The sequence below is a fragment of the Streptomyces sp. NPDC059906 genome (assembly GCF_042730645.1).
Taxonomy (GTDB): domain Bacteria; phylum Actinomycetota; class Actinomycetes; order Streptomycetales; family Streptomycetaceae; genus Streptomyces; species Streptomyces rubrogriseus.
The window spans coordinates 13649-30066 of the sequence record NZ_JBHWKU010000014.1 but is presented as its reverse complement, the minus strand read 5'-3'; the positions used below and the strand labels follow the sequence as shown (position 1 = coordinate 30066).

Sequence of the window (16418 nt, the reverse complement as noted above, 5' to 3'; positions counted from 1 at the left end):
CGGTGACTAGAAGTCGAACTGGTCGACGTTGTCGGCGGTGAACACGGTCGGCTTGCCGAGGTTGATCACACCGTCCTTGCCGATGGTGTACTCGCCCATGTCGCCGGCCTCGAAGGTCTCGCCCTCCTTGCCGGTGATCTGCCCGGAGGCGAGGGCGACAGCGGTGCGCGCGGCCAGTTCGCCGAGCTTGGCCGGGTCCCACAGCTCGAACGCCTCGACGGTGCCGTTCTTGACGTACTTGCGCATGTCGTTGGGGGTGCCGAGGCCGGTCAGCTTGACCTTGCCCTTGTACTTGGAGCCGGACAGGTACTGGGCGGCGGCCTTGATGCCGACGGTGGTCGGGGAGATGATCCCCTTCAGGTTCGGGTGCTCCTGGAGCAGGCCCTGGGTCTGCTGGAAGGACTTCTGGGCGTCGTCGTCGCCGTAGGCGACCTTGACCAGCTTGACGTCCTTGTACTTCGGGTCCTTCAGCTCGTCCTTCATGATCTCGATCCAGGCGTTCTGGTTCGTCGCGGTCTGCGCGGCGGACAGGATCGCGATCTCGCCCTTGTTGCCGATCTGCTCAGCCAGCTGCTGCACCTGGGTGCGGCCGATGTCGTCGGCGGACGCCTGGGAGATGAAGGCGTTGCGGCACTCGGGGTTGGTGTCCGAGTCGTAGGTGACGACCTTGATGTCGTTCTTCATCGCCTGCTTGAGCGCGGTGCACAGGGCGCCCGGGTCCTGCGCGGAGACGGCGATGGCGTCGACCTGCTGCTGGGTGAGCGTGTTGACGTAGGACACCTGGCCGGCGGTGTCGGTGCCGCTGGAGGTGCCGACCTCCTTGTAGCTGGAGCCCAGCTCCTTCAGGGCCTTCTCACCACCCTTGTCGGCGACGGTGAAGTAGGGGTTGTTGACCTGCTTGGGCAGGAAGCCGACGGTCAGGCCCTTCTTCGTCTCGGCGTTGGGGTCGGCCTTGCCCGCCGTGGCGGCCTTGCCGCCCTCGTCCTTGACGTCCTCCTTCGTGGTGCCGCCGCAGGCGGTGGCCGCCAGGGCGAGGGAGGTGACGGCGGCGAGGGCCGCGCAGGTACGGCGGATGGACGACTTGCGCATGGTGGGTTCCTTACGAGGGTGGGCGGAGCCGGGGACGGGGTTACGGGGTGGGGGCGGGCGCCTTGGACGGGGGCGCCGGTGCCGCCCTGCGTCCGGCCCTCGCGAGGGAGATCTGCCGTGCGACGCGGGGGCCGAGGACGGAGAGGACGAGCAGGACGCCGGTGACGACGATCTGGGACTGGGCGGAGACGTCCTTCAGGCTCATGACGTTCTGCAGCGCGCCGAGCAGGAACACGCCCGCGACCGCCCCGCCGAGCGTGCCCTTGCCGCCGTCGAAGTCGATGCCGCCCAGGAGCACGGCGGCGACGACGGACAGTTCGAGGCCGGTGGCGTTGTCGTAGCGGGCGCTGGCGTAGTGCAGGGCCCAGAAGACGCCGGTGAGGGCGGACATCAGGCCGGTCAGCGTGAACAGGATCAGCTTCTGCCGCCTGACCCGGATGCCGGCGAAGCGCGCGGCCTCCTCGCTGGCGCCGATGGCGAACAGCGACCGGCCCAGCGGCATGGCGTGCAGGGCGACGACGGCGACGGCCAGCAGCACGAGGAACGGCAGGAAGGCGTACGGGACGAAGGTGCCGTCGACGCGTCCGGCCGCGAAGTCCAGGTACTGCGAGGGGAAGTCGGTCACCGCGTCGGAGCCGAGCACGATCTGCGCGATGCCCCGGTAGGCGGCCATGGTGCCGATGGTGACGGCGAGGGAGGGCAGTCCGAGGCGGGTGACCAGCAGGCCGTTGACCAGACCGCAGACCACGCCGAGCAGCAGGCAGACCGGGATGATCGTCTCGATGGTCATGCCCTGGTTCCACAGGGCGCCCATCACCGCGCCGGACAGGCCCGCGGTGGAGGCCACCGACAGGTCGATCTCGCCGGAGACGACCAGCAGCGTCATCGGCAGGGCGATGAGCGCGATCGGCAGCGTGTTGCCGATCAGGAAGGACAGGTTGAGGGCGTTGCCGAAGCCGTCGACGAAGCCGAAGGAGAGCAGCAGGACGACCACGAGCAGCGCGCCCACCACGGTGTCCCAGCGGACGGCGCGCGTCAGGGAGCTGTCAGCCATGGCGGGCGTTCCTCTTCTTCAGGGCGTTGGCCACGCGCAGCGCGACGATCCGGTCGACGGCGATGGCGAGGATGAGCAGGATGCCGTTGATGGCCAGCACCCACACGGAGCTGACGCCGAGGGCGGGCAGCACGCTGTTGATCGAGGTCAGCAGCAGCGCGCCGAGGGCCGCGCCGTAGACGCTGCCGGAGCCGCCGGTGAAGACGACGCCGCCGACCACCACGGCGCTGACGACGGTCAGTTCGTAACCGTTGCCGGTGCCGGAGTCGACGTTGCCGAACCGGGCCAGGTAGAGGGCTCCGGCGAGTCCGGCCAGGGCCCCGCAGAAGGTGTAGGCGGCGAGAATCCGCTTGCGGACCGGGATGCCGGCCAGCCGGGCGGCCTCCGGGTTGGAGCCGAGGGCGTACAGCTCGCGTCCGCTGCCGAAGTGCCTGAGGTAGTACGCCGTGGCGACGAGCACCGCGAGGGCGATCATGGCCAGCCAGGGCACGGCGGAGACGCCGCCGGAGCCGAAGTCGACGAAGCCGCCGGGCAGGTCGGCCGCGGTGATCTGCCGGGAGCCGACCCAGATGGAGTCGATGCCGCGGATGATGTAGAGGGTGCCGAGGGTCACGACCAGGGCGGGCACCTGGCCGAGGCTGACCAGCAGGCCGTTGAGAAGGCCGAAGCCGATGCCCAACAGCACCGCGAGCAGCACGGCGACGACGGGGTTGCCGCCGTCCTGGAGGTGGACGCCCGCGGCGAAGGCGCTGATGCCGAGGGTGGAGCCGACGGACAGGTCGACGTTGCGGGTGATGACGACCAGGGACTGTCCGGTGGCGACCAGGACCAGGATGGTCGCGTTCAGCAGGAGGTCCTTGATGCCCTGCTCGGACAGGAACTCGCTGTTGCCTGCCTGGGTGACGGCGATCATCACCAGGAAGACCAGCAGGATGGCCAGTTCGCGCATCTTGAAGATGCGGTCCACCAGCCGGGTGGCGCCCGCCTTCGGCACGTCGGCCGCGGGGGCCTGCTCCGGTGTGGTGACCGTCATGCGGCGGCCCTCCCCGTGGCTGCGGCCATCACGGTCTCCTCGGTGGCGTCGGTGCGGGATATCTCGGCGGTCAGCCGGCCCTCGTGCATCACCAGGACGCGGTCGGCCATGCCGAGCACCTCGGGCAGGTCGGAGGAGATCATCAGGACGGCCACGCCGTCGGCGGCGAGCTGCGAAAGGAGCCGGTGCACCTCGGCCTTGGTGCCGACGTCGATGCCGCGGGTGGGTTCGTCGACGATCAGCACCTTGGGGCCGGTGGCCAGCCACTTGGCGAGGACGACCTTCTGCTGGTTGCCGCCCGACAGGGTGGCGACGGTGTCGGCGATGCGGGCGTACTTGACCTGGAGCTTGACCGCCCAGTCCAGGGAGCGGCTGCGCTCGGCGCCGCGGTCCATCAGGCCGGCCTTCACGGTCGTCCGCAGACCGGTGAGGCCGATGTTGCGCTCGATGGACATGTCCATCACCAGTCCCTGGGCGCGGCGGTCCTCCGGGACGAGGGCGAGACCGGCGGCCATCGCGGTGGAGGGCGCGCCGTTGACGAGCGGCTTCCCGTCGACCTCCACTTCGCCCGCGTCCCAGCGGTCGACGCCGAAGACGGCGCGGGCGACCTCGGTGCGCCCGGCGCCGACCAGTCCGGCCAGGGCGACGATCTCACCGCGCCGCACCTCGAAGGAGACGTCGGTGAAGACGCCCTCGCGGGTCAGCCTGCGCACGCTGAGGGCCCTCTCGCCGGGGGTGACCTCCTGCTTGGGGTACAGCTCGTCGAGGTCGCGGCCGACCATGCGGCGCACCAGGTCGTCCTCGGTCATGCCCGCCAGGGGCTCGCCGGCGATCCGGGCGCCGTCGCGCAGGGTGGTGACCCGCTGGCAGATGCGGAAGATCTCCTCCAGGCGATGGGAGATGAACAGCACCGCGGCGCCCTGGTCGCGCAGGGTGCGCACCACGCCGAAGAGGCGGGCCACCTCGCTGCCGGTGAGGGCGGCGGTCGGCTCGTCCATGATCAGGACGCGGGCGTCGAAGGAGAGCGCCTTGGCGATCTCCACGATCTGCTGGTCCGCGATGGACAGACCTCGCGCGGGCCGGTCGGGGTCGAGTTCGACGCCGAGGCGCCGCATCAGTTCGGCGGTGGCGGCGTGGGTGGCCTTGTGGTCGATACGGCCGAGGGCGCGGCGTGGCTGTCGGCCCATGAAGATGTTCTCGGCGATCGACAGGTCGGGGAAGAGGGTGGGCTCCTGGTAGATCACGGCGATGCCGGCATCGCGGGCGTCGCCGGGACCGTGGAACACGACCGGTGCGCCGTCGAGCAGCACCTGGCCGGCGTCCGGCCGGTGCACTCCGGCCAGCGTCTTGATGAGGGTCGACTTTCCGGCGCCGTTCTCGCCGGCGAGGGCGTGCACCTCGCCGGGGAACAGCTCCAGGGAGACGTCCCGCAGCGCACGGACCGCGCCGAAGGACTTGGAGACGTCCCTGAGCGCCAGAACCGGGGCCGAACCCGTGTCGGACGGGTGGGTCATTGGGGGCTCCTCAACGACGCCGGCGGGACGGCCCTCACGGCGTCGTGAAAGGTTTCAACTCGGTTGCCGGGGACGTTAGGCAGCGAGGGTATGTCACGTCAATGGTTCCGGGTCCAAAAACTTCCGGTAGCCGAAGGTCACGACCGAGTCACGAACAGTCGGAGTGACCAGAAGGGTTGACACCCCTTCGGGCGGCTCATAACTTCGCGTTCTGAATCGTTTCACACATGGTCGTACTCACAGCAGGCCACGACCCGATGCCACAGGAGCGCCGAAGTGACCGAGCTCGCCGCGGTGAAAGCCGCGCTCAAGACCCAGGCCGTCGAGACGCCGTCGTGGGCGTACGGCAACTCGGGCACCCGCTTCAAGGTGTTCGCCCAGGCCGGTGTGCCGCGCGACCCCTTCGAGAAGCTGGACGACGCGGCGAAGGTGCACGAGTTCACCGGCGCGGCCCCGACCGTCGCCCTGCACATCCCGTGGGACAGGGTCGAGGACTACGCCGCGCTGGCGGCGCACGCCGAGAAGCGGGGCGTGCGGATCGGCGCGATCAACTCCAACACCTTCCAGGACGACGACTACAAGCTGGGCAGCATCTGCCACCCCGACGCGGCGGTGCGCAGGAAGGCCGTCGACCACCTGCTGGAGTGCGTCGACATCATGGACGCCACCGGCTCGCGCGACCTGAAGCTGTGGTTCGCCGACGGCACGAACTACCCGGGGCAGGACGACATCCGCTCCCGGCAGGACCGGCTGGCGGAGGGCCTGGCCGAGGTGTACGAGCGGCTCGGCGAGGGGCAGCGGATGCTCCTGGAGTACAAGCTCTTCGAGCCGGCGTTCTACACGACGGACGTGCCGGACTGGGGCACGGCGTACGCGCACTGTCTCAAGCTGGGCGAGAGGGCGCAGGTCGTGGTCGACACGGGGCACCACGCGCCGGGCACGAACATCGAGTTCATCGTGGCGACGCTGCTGCGGGAGGGGAAGCTCGGCGGGTTCGACTTCAACTCGCGGTTCTACGCCGACGACGACCTGATGGTGGGCGCGGCCGATCCGTTCCAGCTGTTCCGGATCATGTACGAGGTGGTGCGCGGGGGCGGGTTCACCTCCGACGTGGCGTTCATGCTCGACCAGTGCCACAACATCGAGGCGAAGATTCCGGCCATCATCCGGTCGGTCATGAACGTGCAGGAGGCCACGGCGAAGGCGCTGCTGGTCGACGGTCCGGCGCTGGCTGCTGCGCAGGGCTCGGGGGATGTGCTGGAGGCCAACGCGGTGTTGATGGACGCGTACGACACGGACGTGCGTCCGCTTCTTGGGGAGGTGCGGGAGGAGTCGGGGTTGGACCCCGAGCCCCTGAAGGCGTACCGGGCGTCCGGTTGGGGCGAGAAGGTCGTTGCCGAGCGAATGGGTGGGCAGCAGGCCGGGTGGGGGGCGTGAGCATCTGCCGGGTCCTGTTGTTCGCGGGCTGCGGGCCGTATGTGGCTGGTCGCGCAGTTCCCCGCGCCCCTGAAAAGTCAACCCTCGTTCAAGAAGGACTGTAGAGACATGGCGACCCACCCTGCTGCCGATGCCCTCCTCGCCCGTTCCCATCGGCTCGGTGGCGATCCGCGCAACACCAACTACGCCGGTGGCAACGCGTCCGCCAAGGGCACCGGGACCGATCCCGTCACCGGGGGTGAGGTGGAGCTGATGTGGGTCAAGGGGTCCGGCGGGGACCTCGGGACGCTCACCGGGGCGGGGCTCGCGGTGCTGCGGCTGGACCGGATGCGGGCGCTCAAGGGCGTCTACCCGGGCGTCGAGCGCGAGGACGAGATGGTCGCCGCCTTCGACTACTGCCTGCACGGCAAGGGCGGCGCCGCGCCCTCGATCGACACGGCGATGCACGGGCTCGTCGGGGCCGCGCACGTCGACCACCTCCACCCCGACTCCGGGATCGCGCTGGCCTGCGCGGCGGACGGGGAGAAGCTGACCGCCGAGTGCTTCGGCGACACCGTGGTGTGGGTGCCGTGGCGGCGGCCCGGTTTCCAGCTGGGGCTGGACATCGCGGCCGTCAAGGAGGCCAACCCGCAGGCGATCGGCTGCGTGCTCGGCGGGCACGGCATCACCGCCTGGGGCGACACCTCCGAGGAGTGCGAGCGCAACTCGCTGCACATCATCCGCACCGCCGAGGCCTTCCTGGCCGAGCGCGGCAGGGCCGAGCCGTTCGGCGCGGTGGTCGAGGGGTACGAGGCGCTGCCCGAGGCCGAGCGGCGGGAGCGGGCGGCGGCGCTGGCGCCGTACGTCCGGGGTCTGGCGTCCCGGGACCGGGCGCAGGTGGGGCACTTCACCGACGCGGACGTGGTGCTGGACTTCCTCGCGCGCGCCGAGCACCCGCGGCTCGCCGCGCTCGGCACCTCCTGCCCGGACCACTTCCTGCGGACGAAGGTACGGCCGCTGGTCCTGGACGTGGCGCCGACCGCGCCGCTGGAGGAGGCGGTGGCCCGGCTGGGGGAGCTGCACGCGGCCTACCGCGAGGAGTACGCCGCCTACTACGAGCGGCACGCGGAGCCGGACTCCCCCGCCATGCGCGGCGCCGACCCGGCGATCGTGCTGGTCCCGGGTGTGGGCATGTTCAGCTTCGGCAAGGACAAGCAGACCGCCCGGGTGGCCGGCGAGTTCTACGTCAACGCGATCAACGTGATGCGCGGGGCCGAGGCGGTGTCGACGTACGCGCCGATCGAGGAGTCGGAGAAGTTCCGCATCGAGTACTGGGCGCTGGAGGAGGCCAAGCTCCGGCGGCTGCCGAAGCCCAAACCGCTGGCCACCCGGGTCGCCCTGGTGACCGGCGCGGGCAGCGGGATCGGGAAGGCGATCGCCCGGCGGCTGGTGGAGGAGGGCGCCTGTGTGGTCGTGGCCGACCTGAACGCCGGGAACGCGGCGGCGGTCGCCGAGGAGCTGGGCGGGGACGACAAGGCCGTCGCCGTGAGCGTCGACGTCACCTCCGAGGAGCAGATCGCCGAGGCGTTCAAGGCGGCCGTGCTGGCCTTCGGCGGCGTCGACCTGGTGGTCAACAACGCGGGGATCTCCATCTCCAAGCCGCTGCTGGAGACCTCCGCGAAGGACTGGGACCTTCAGCACGACATCATGGCCCGCGGCTCCTTCCTCGTCTCGCGCGAGGCGGCCCGGGTGATGACGGCGCAGGAGCTGGGCGGCGACATCGTGTACATCGCGTCGAAGAACGCCGTGTTCGCCGGGCCGAACAACATCGCCTACTCCGCCACCAAGGCCGACCAGGCCCACCAGGTGCGCCTGCTCGCCGCCGAGCTGGGCGAGCACGGCATCCGGGTCAACGGCGTCAACCCCGACGGCGTGGTGCGCGGTTCCGGGATCTTCGCGGGCGGCTGGGGCGCCAAGCGCGCGGCCGTGTACGGCGTTCCGGAGGAGAAGCTGGGCGAGTTCTACGCGCAGCGGACCCTGCTCAAGCGCGAGGTGCTGCCCGAGCACGTGGCGAACGCCGTGTTCGCGCTGACCGGCGGCGACCTGACCCACACCACCGGTCTGCACGTCCCGGTCGACGCCGGCGTCGCCGCCGCGTTCCTGCGATGAGCACCGGCGTGGACGTCAAGGCGTTCGCCGCGGTCGACCTCGGTGCGTCCAGCGGGCGCGTCATGGTCGGCCGCGTCGGCGCCGGCCGGCTGGAGCTGGCCGAGGCGCACCGCTTCCCGAACCGGCCGGTCCGTACGCCCGACGGGCTGCGCTGGGACGTCCTCGCGCTGTACGCCGGTGTGCTGGACGGTCTGCGGGCGGCGGGGCCGGTGGACTCGGTCGGCGTGGACAGCTGGGCCGTCGACCACGGTCTGCTGGACGCGGACGGGGTGCTGCTCGGCAACCCCGTGCACTACCGCGACGCCCGCACGGAGGGCGTCGCGGAGCGGGTGTGGGCCTCGCTGCCCGCCGGGGAGCTGTACGCGGCGACGGGCTTGCAGTACGCCCCCTTCAACACCCTGTACCAGCTCGTCGCGGCCCGGGGCACGGCCCAGTTCGCGGCGGCCCGGCGGCTGTTGCTCATCCCCGACCTGCTGACCTACTGGCTGACCGGCGAGCAGGGCACGGAGCTGACCAACGCCTCCACCACCCAGCTGATCGATCCCCGCACCCGGGACTGGTCGCGCGAGGTCGCGGACCGGCTGGGGATCGACCTCGGCCTGTTCGCGCCGCTGCGCCGGCCCGGGGACGCGGCGGGGCTGCTGCGGCCGGAGGTGCTGGAGGAGACGGGGCTGGCGGGGCCCGTGCCGGTGACGGCCGTCGGTTCGCACGACACCGCCTCCGCGGTCGCCGCGGTACCGGCATCGGGCGAACGGTTCGCCTACATCTGCACCGGCACCTGGTCACTGGCCGGGCTCGAACTGAACGCTCCCGTGGTGACGGAGGAGAGCCGGGCCGCCAACTTCACCAATGAGCTGGGGCTGGACGGCACGGTCCGATACCTGCGCAACATCATGGGGCTGTGGCTGCTCCAGGAGTGCGTACGGGCCTGGGGCGACCCGGATCTGGGTGAGCTGCTGCTCGCGGCGGCCCGCGTACCGGCGCTGCGGTCGGTGGTGGACGCGGGTGACGCGGCGTTCCTGGCGCCGGGGCGGATGCCGGAGCGGATCGCCGAGGCGTGCCGCGCCTCGGGTCAGCCGGTGCCCGAGACGCCCGCCGAGGTGACCCGGTGCATCCTCGACTCGCTGGCGCTGGCCCATCGCGCGGCCGTCGAGGAGGCGCAGCGGCTCGCCGGGCATCCGGTCGACGTCGTGCACGTGGTCGGCGGCGGCACCCGCAACGCGCTGCTGTGCCGGCTGACCGCCGACGCCTGCGGGCTGCCGGTGGTGGCGGGGCCGACGGAGGCCGCCGCACTCGGCAACGTCCTGGTGCAGGCCCGCGCCCACGGACTGGTCGGCGACCTCGCCGGGATGCGCAGGCTGGTGGCGCGCACCCAGTCCCTGACCCGGTACGAACCGCGCGGCGACCCGGCCCGGTGGCGGGCGGCCGCGGCCCGACTCGCCGACCGGTGAGCCGGGGGTCCCCAGCACCGGCTCGGCCGACTAGTCTGCACTCATCATTCATCCGATGATCGAACACGAGGAGCCGCGATGCGTGTCGCTCTGTTCCTGACCTGCGTCAACGACACGCTCTATCCGGACACCGGCCGTGCCGTGGTGAGGCTGCTGACCAGACTCGGTGTCGAGGTCGACTTCCCGATGGCCCAGACGTGTTGCGGGCAGGCGCACTACAACACCGGCTACCGGCACGAGGCCGAGCCGCTGGCCCGGCACTTCGCGGACGTGTTCACGGACTACGACGCGATCGTGACGCCCTCGGGCTCCTGCGGGGCGATGGTGCGGGAGCTGTATCCGCGGCTGGGCGAGCGGGCGCGGGCGGAGGGGCGCGGGGACACGCTCGCGGCCGTGCTGGCACCGGTGGTGCCGAAGACGTACGAGCTGACGGAGTTCCTGGTGGACGTGCTCGGGGTGACCGACGTGGGGGCGTACTACCCGCACACGGTGACGTACCACCCGACCTGCCACGGCCTGCGGAGCCTCGGCCTGGGCGAGAGGCCGCGGCGGCTGCTGGAGGCGGTGAAGGGGCTGGAACTGGTGGAGCTGCCGGGCGCCGAGGAGTGCTGCGGCTTCGGCGGCACCTTCGCCGTGAAGAACTCCGACGTGTCGGCGGCGATGGGCACGGACAAGGTCCGCAACGCCGAGTCCACCGGCGCGGACGTGCTGTGCGCGGCCGACAACTCCTGTCTGATGCACATCGGCGGGACCATGGCGCGGCTGCGCACGGGCATGCGGCCGGTGCACATCGCGGAGATCCTGGCGAGCACCGGGGAGGCGGCCGTATGAGCGGGACGTATCTGGGAATGCCGGCCTTTCCCGTCGCGGCCCGGGAGGCCGTGGGCAACGGGACACTGCGCGGCAATCTGCGCCACGCCACCCACACCATCCGGGACAAGCGGGCCCGCGCGGTGGCGGAGCTGGACGACTGGGCGGCACTGCGCGAGGCCGGGAAGCAGATCAAGGACCACACGCTGCGCCACCTCGACCGGTACCTGGTGCAGGTGGAGGAGGCGGTCACGGCCGCCGGCGGCACGGTGCACTGGGCCGCCGACGCGGACGAGGCGGGCGAGATCGTCGCCCGCCTCGTGGAGGAGACCGGCGAGTCGGAGGTCGTCAAGGTCAAGTCGATGGCGACGCAGGAGATCGCCCTCAACGAGGCCCTTCAGGCGCGGGGCATCCACGCCTACGAGACCGATCTCGCCGAGCTGATCGTGCAGTTGGGCAAGGACCGGCCCTCGCACATCCTGGTGCCCGCCATCCACCGCAACCGGGGCGAGATCCGGGACATCTTCCGCGCCGAGATGAGCGAGTGGGGCCGCCCCGCGCCCGAGAACCTGACGGACACGCCCGCCGAACTGGCGGAGGCGGCCCGGCTGCACCTGCGGGAGAAGTTCCTGCGGGCCAAGGTCGGCATCTCCGGCGCCAACTTCGTGGTGGCCGAGACCGGGACGCTGGTGGTCGTGGAGTCGGAGGGCAACGGGCGGATGTGCCTGACCCTGCCCGAGACGCTGATCTCGGTGGTCGGCATCGAGAAGATCGTGCCGAGGTGGCAGGACCTGGAGGTCTTCCTGCAGACCCTGCCCCGCTCCTCGACGGCCGAGCGCATGAACCCGTACACCTCCATGTGGACCGGCACCACCGGCGACGACGGCCCGCGCACCTTCCACCTGGTCCTGCTGGACAACGGCCGCACCGACACGCTCGCCGACGAGGTCGGCCGTCAGGCGCTGCGCTGCATCCGCTGCTCGGCCTGCCTCAACGTGTGCCCGGTGTACGAGCGGGCCGGCGGACACGCCTACGGCTCGGTGTATCCGGGCCCCATCGGCGCGATCCTCAGCCCGCAACTGCGGGGCACCGGCAGCGAGATCGACGCCTCCCTGCCGTACGCGTCCTCGCTGTGCGGTGCCTGCTACGAGGTGTGCCCGGTCGCCATCGACATCCCCGAGGTACTGGTGCACCTGCGGGAGCGGGTGGTGCAGGGCGGGCCGGCCGTCCGGGGCGGCAACCGGGTGGTGCTGAAGCCGGCCAAGGGGCACGCCGCCGAACGCGCGGCGATGCGGGCGGCGCAGTGGGCGTTCACGCGGCCGGGCGCGCTGCGGACCGGGCAGCGGCTGGCCTCGCGCACCCGGCGTCTGCATCCGCGCACGCTGCCCGGTCCCGGCCGGGCGTGGAGCGGCAGCCGGGACCTGCCGGCGGTGCCCGCGGAGCCGTTCCGGGACTGGTGGCAGCGCACGCACGGCGGGAAGGACGGAGCGAAGTGAACAGCAGGGAACGCGTTCTGGGCCGGGTGCGGCGGGCCCTGGCGGACGTGCCGGACGACGCGCGGCCCTACGAGGAGGCCGTCGCCCGGGACTATCTGCGCGAGCACGGGCGCCGGTCGGTGCCGGAGACGGTGGACCTCCTCGCCGAGAACCTGGCGGACTACCGGGCCCTCGTGCACCGGTGCTCGGACGGGGAGTTGCCCGGGCTGGTGGCCGGGCTGCTGGCTGCGCGCGGTTCCGGGAGCGTGGTGGTTCCGCCGGGGCTGCCGACGGGGTGGCTGGGGGCCGTCGGCACGACGCTCGTCCAGGACTCGGCGGCGAGTACGGCCCCGGAACTCGACCGGGTCGACAGCGTGGTGACCGGCTGCGCCGTCGCCGTCGCCGAGACCGGCACGATCGTCCTGGACGGCTCCCCCGACCAGGGGCGGCGGCGCATCACCCTCGTCCCCGACCACCACATCTGCGTCGTACGGGTACCCGGCCAGGTCGTGTCCTCGGTGCCCGAGGCGCTCGGACGCCTCGATCCGAAACGGCCGTTGACGTGGATCTCCGGGCCCTCCGCGACCAGTGACATCGAGTTGGACCGCGTCGAGGGGGTGCACGGCCCGCGCACCCTGGAGGTGGTGCTGGTGGGCGGCTCGTAGCGCGGCGGGGTGTCGCTGAGTACACCCCCCGATACGGGCTCTGCACCCAGTGTGGTCCGGCCCCACTCTCCGTAGCGTCTTCCACGAGGCACCGCACAGGGCGTGCCACACGGAAGGTGATCAGGATGTTTCGCTCCGGCGCACGAGGCGACCAAGGCCCCGGCCCCGCCCCCGAGGCACTCCGGCTGGTCAAGGTGACCCGGACGTACGGCTCGGCGGACAACGCCGTGACCGCTCTGGACGGTGTGACGCTGAGCCTGGGACGCGGCACGTTCACCGCGGTGATGGGACCGTCCGGCTCGGGCAAGTCCACGCTGCTGCAGTGCGCGGCCGGCCTCGACCGGCCGGACAGCGGCATCGTGTGCGTGGACGGCAAGGAGCTGACGGGTGGCGGCGAGGCGGAGCTGACCAGGTTCCGGCGCGGCCGGGTCGGGTTCGTCTTCCAGCAGTACAACCTGCTGGAGACGCTGACCGTCGCGCAGAACACGGTGCTGCCGCTCAAGCTGGCCGGGCGGCGCGTCGACCGCGACCGCGCCCGCGAGGTGCTGACCTCGGTCGGCCTCGGCGACCGGCTCGGTCACCGTCCCGACCAGCTCTCCGGCGGTCAGCGGCAGCGGGTGGCGATCGCCCGGGCGCTGGTCACCGAACCGCGGGTGATCTTCGCGGACGAGCCGACGGGCGCGCTGGACACGCGCAGCGCCCGGCAGGTGCTGCTGCTGCTCCAGGAGGCGGTCCGGACGCACGGGCGGACCGTGGTGATGGTGACGCACGACCCGGTCGCCGCCTCGTACGCCGACTCGGTGGTCTTCCTCGCCGACGGCCGGCTGGCGGGGCGGATGGACGCGCCCACCCCGGACGCGGTCGCGGAGCGGCTGGCGCACCTGGGCGACGACATGCCGGTGGGGGTGTGAGGTGATGTTCCTACTGGCTCTCCGGTCGATCCGGCGCCGTCCCGGGCGGTTCCTGGCGACGCTGCTGTCCGCCTTCCTGGGGGCGGCGATCATCATGACGTTCAACTCGATGCACGACACGGCCGGGCAGGGCGGCGTCGACCCGGTCAGCTCGGAGACGCTGGGCACGGCCGCGGGGGTCGTCGGCGGCTACGGGACGCTGCTGGTGTTCTTCGCGGTGGCCTCCACGCTGACGGTCAACGTGCGTCAGCGCACCGCCGAACTGGACCTGCTGCGCTGCTCGGGGGCGACCCCGGCGCAGATCAAGCGGATGGTCGTGGGCGAGGCGGTGGCCGTGGCGCTGGTGGGCGCGGCACTGGCGATCGGCCCGGCGATGCTCGGCGGGCGGGCACTGCTGGACATGTTCCAGGACAGCGGCCAGGTGGCGCGGTCGGTGGACTACTCCTTCGGCCCCGTCGCGTTGCTGAGCGGCGTGGACATCACCCTGCTGGCGTCCGCGGGCGCCGCGTTCCTGGCGGTGCGGCGGCTGACGCGCGGTGGCCGGGAGCGGACCGGCGCGAAGCGGTTCCTGGCCGGTGCGGCGCTGGTCACCGGTGCCTCGGCGGCCGGTGCCACCTTCCTGTTCTCCGCGACCGACGAGATGCTGATGGCGGCGCCCGCCTACGGGGCGATCCTGCTGTCGGTCGGTTTCGCCCTGCTGTCGCCGCGGCTGCTGAAGGGCGTGCTCGACCGGCTGCCGCTGAGCGGCGCGAGCGGCTGGCTGGCGGTGCGCAACCTGCGTGAGCGGGCGAGTCACCTGGCCGGGATCCTGGTCTCGCTGATCCTGTTCACCGCGGTGTCGACGGCGACGCTCACGATGCAGTCGGTGGAGAGCGACGCGGTCAAGGCCTCCGGTCTGGTCAAGTCGGTCGACGCCAAGAACCTGGAGACGCTGAACCTCACGGTGGTCGGCATCATCGCGGTGTTCGTCTGCGTGATGCTGGTCAACTCGCTGTACGCGGCGACGACGTACCGCTCGCGCGAGTTCGGTCAGCAGCGGCTGGCGGGGGCGACGCCGGGGCAGGTGCTGGGCGTGGTCGGCGCCGAGGGCGTGCTCCTCACGGTCACGGGGGTGTTCTTCGGCACGGTGGCCGCGCTGGCCGGTGTGGTGCCGTTCACGGTCGTCCGCACCGACGCGGTGCTGCCGGACCAGTTCCTCGGTGTGTGGCTCGCGATGGTGGCGCTGGCGGCGGCGGTGACGCTGGGGACGAGCCTGGGCACGGCCCGGCGGGTGCTGCGGACGCCGGCGGTGGGGGCGGTGACGTCGGCCGCGTGAGCGGCGAGGGCAAAGGGGGAAGGGGGAAGGGGGAAGGGGGCGGCCGCCGTGGCGGTCGCCCCCTTCCTCTCGTGTGCCGGCCGGCGGCGCGCTAGTCGGCCTTGGCGTACTCCTTCGCCATGCTGCCCGCGAAGTCGTACACGACGCACTGTCCGTCGCCCACGACCCAGGCGTCGTGGCCCGGCGAGCAGACGAAGACGTCGCCCGGGCCCACCTCGCTCTCGGTGCCGTCGTCCATGCGGACGTGCATGCGTCCCTCGACCACGTAGCAGTTGTGGTGGATCATGCAGCTGTCGGTGCCCGCGATCGGCGCCACGGACTCCGACCAGCGCCAGCCCGGTTCGAAGGTGGCGACGGCGAAGTCGAGCCCTTCCATGTGCACGGCCTCGATGTGCCCGCGGGGGAAATCGCGCCGCTCGTCCGGCTTGTCGAGCGTCTTTGCCTCCAGCATGACGCTCCTCCTTTCCCTGTCCCCACCACTCCATCGTCCGCCTGTCAACTCGGCGGCGCCATCCGGGGGGACGCGCGCGGCTCAGCGGGGCGCGCCGCAGAGTTCGGCGAACCGGGCGGCGTCCACGTTGCCGCCGGAGAGGATCACGCCGACGCGGCGCGGCAGGGCGTCGATCCGGCCGTTCATGAGGGCGGCCAGTGGTGTGGCGCCGCTGGGTTCGAGGACGGTCTTGAGCCGTTCGAAGGCGAACCGCATCGCGTCCCGGATCTCGTCGTCGGACACCAGCACGATCCCGTCGAGCAGGCGCCGGTTGAGGGAGAACGTCAGCTCGCCGGGGGTGGGCAGGGCCTGGCCGTCGGCGATGGTGCGCGGGACCGGCACGGTGACCCGCCGGCCCGCGGCCAGGGAGCGTTTGGTGTCGTCCCCGGCCTCCGGCTCGACGCCGATCACCCGGGTGCCGGGGTGCAGGGCCTTGACGGCGGTGGCGCTCCCGGCGATCAGTCCGCCGCCGCCGACCGGGGCGACCAGCGCGTCCAGCTCCCCCGTCTCCTCGACCAGTTCGAGGGCGGCGGTGCCCTGGCCCGCGATGACGTGCGGGTGTTCGTAGGGCGGGATCAGGGTCAGCCCGCGGTCGGCGGCCAGCGCTTCGGCGACGGCCACGCGGTCGCCGGTGTAGCGGTCGTAGGTGACGATCTCGGCGCCGTAGCCCGCGGTGGCGTCCCGCTTGGCGGGCGGCGCGTCCTCGGGCATGACGATCACCGCGGTCGTGCCCAGCTCACGGGCGGCCAGCGCGACCGCCTGGGCGTGGTTGCCCGAGGAGTAGGCGGCGATGCCCCGGGCCAGCTGCTCCGGGGTGAGGCGGGAGGCCGCGTTGTAGGCGCCGCGGAACTTGAAGGCGCCGACCCGCTGCTGGTTCTCGCACTTGAGGAAGACCTCGGCGCCGACGAGGGCGTCCAGGGTGCGCGAGCGCAGCACCGGGGTGCGGTGCGCGACGCCCTTGATGCGGGCCGCGGCGGAGCGGACGTCGTCGAGGGTGACCGGCGGGGTGGTGGTCGTCACGGGAGT

14 protein-coding genes are annotated in these 16418 nt (G+C 71.9%); 8 read left to right on the top strand and 6 right to left on the bottom strand.

The window, feature by feature from the left end:
- Nucleotides 1-6: 6 nt before the first annotated feature.
- From rhaS to ACFV9J_RS21665, 4 genes are read right to left on the bottom strand one after another with little or no spacing between them, the layout of a single operon-like run.
- Entirely contained in the window at nucleotides 7-1089 is a 1083-nt protein-coding gene (gene rhaS, locus ACFV9J_RS21680; RefSeq protein ID WP_385356427.1) for a rhamnose ABC transporter substrate-binding protein, read from the bottom strand.
- A gap of 40 nt (nucleotides 1090-1129) precedes the next feature.
- Complete coding sequence (locus ACFV9J_RS21675) at nucleotides 1130-2143, bottom strand: ABC transporter permease (RefSeq protein WP_385356425.1); 1014 nt, start codon at nucleotides 2141-2143, stop codon at nucleotides 1130-1132.
- Nucleotides 2136-3176: an ABC transporter permease gene (locus ACFV9J_RS21670; protein WP_385356424.1), complete on the bottom strand. Its 1041-nt coding sequence runs from the start codon at nucleotides 3174-3176 to the stop codon at nucleotides 2136-2138. Before ACFV9J_RS21670 ends, ACFV9J_RS21675 begins: the two co-directional genes overlap by 8 nt.
- Nucleotides 3173-4690: a sugar ABC transporter ATP-binding protein gene (locus ACFV9J_RS21665; protein ID WP_385356423.1), complete on the bottom strand. Its 1518-nt coding sequence runs from the start codon at nucleotides 4688-4690 to the stop codon at nucleotides 3173-3175. The genes ACFV9J_RS21670 and ACFV9J_RS21665 overlap by 4 nt, the downstream gene beginning before the upstream one ends.
- A gap of 276 nt (nucleotides 4691-4966) precedes the next feature.
- Here ACFV9J_RS21665 and rhaI point away from each other — a divergent pair, with 276 nt between their 5' ends.
- The 8 genes from rhaI (at nucleotide 4967) to ACFV9J_RS21625 (ending at nucleotide 14902) form a co-directional block, all read left to right on the top strand.
- Nucleotides 4967-6127: an L-rhamnose isomerase gene (gene rhaI, locus ACFV9J_RS21660; protein ID WP_385356422.1), complete on the top strand. Its 1161-nt coding sequence runs from the start codon at nucleotides 4967-4969 to the stop codon at nucleotides 6125-6127.
- Nucleotides 6128-6235: 108 nt separating this feature from the next.
- Nucleotides 6236-8275, top strand: coding sequence for a bifunctional aldolase/short-chain dehydrogenase (locus ACFV9J_RS21655; RefSeq protein WP_385356421.1), 2040 nt, complete (start codon nucleotides 6236-6238; stop codon nucleotides 8273-8275).
- On the top strand, nucleotides 8272-9726 hold the full coding sequence (locus ACFV9J_RS21650; protein WP_385356419.1) for a rhamnulokinase family protein: 1455 nt from the start codon (nucleotides 8272-8274) through the stop codon (nucleotides 9724-9726). Before ACFV9J_RS21655 ends, ACFV9J_RS21650 begins: the two co-directional genes overlap by 4 nt.
- 78 nt (nucleotides 9727-9804) lie before the next feature.
- Nucleotides 9805-10557, top strand: coding sequence for a (Fe-S)-binding protein (locus tag ACFV9J_RS21645; protein WP_385356418.1), 753 nt, complete (start codon nucleotides 9805-9807; stop codon nucleotides 10555-10557).
- Nucleotides 10554-12032: a lactate utilization protein B gene (locus ACFV9J_RS21640; RefSeq protein WP_385356417.1), complete on the top strand. Its 1479-nt coding sequence runs from the start codon at nucleotides 10554-10556 to the stop codon at nucleotides 12030-12032. Before ACFV9J_RS21645 ends, ACFV9J_RS21640 begins: the two co-directional genes overlap by 4 nt.
- On the top strand, nucleotides 12029-12676 hold the full coding sequence (locus ACFV9J_RS21635; RefSeq protein WP_385356415.1) for a lactate utilization protein C: 648 nt from the start codon (nucleotides 12029-12031) through the stop codon (nucleotides 12674-12676). The genes ACFV9J_RS21640 and ACFV9J_RS21635 overlap by 4 nt, the downstream gene beginning before the upstream one ends.
- 125 nt (nucleotides 12677-12801) lie before the next feature.
- A complete protein-coding gene (locus tag ACFV9J_RS21630) occupies nucleotides 12802-13587 on the top strand; it encodes an ABC transporter ATP-binding protein (protein ID WP_385356414.1) in 786 nt (261 codons plus the stop codon).
- A 4-nt stretch (nucleotides 13588-13591) separates the two neighbouring features.
- Nucleotides 13592-14902, top strand: a complete 1311-nt coding sequence (locus tag ACFV9J_RS21625) for an FtsX-like permease family protein (RefSeq protein ID WP_385356413.1) — start codon at nucleotides 13592-13594, stop codon at nucleotides 14900-14902.
- 91 nt (nucleotides 14903-14993) lie between these two features.
- Here ACFV9J_RS21625 and ACFV9J_RS21620 read toward each other — a convergent pair whose 3' ends face one another.
- Nucleotides 14994-15353, bottom strand: coding sequence for a cupin domain-containing protein (locus ACFV9J_RS21620; protein ID WP_007389344.1), 360 nt, complete (start codon nucleotides 15351-15353; stop codon nucleotides 14994-14996).
- A gap of 81 nt (nucleotides 15354-15434) precedes the next feature.
- Entirely contained in the window at nucleotides 15435-16412 is a 978-nt protein-coding gene (locus tag ACFV9J_RS21615) for a threo-3-hydroxy-L-aspartate ammonia-lyase (protein WP_385356412.1), read from the bottom strand.
- Nucleotides 16413-16418 lie beyond the last annotated feature (6 nt).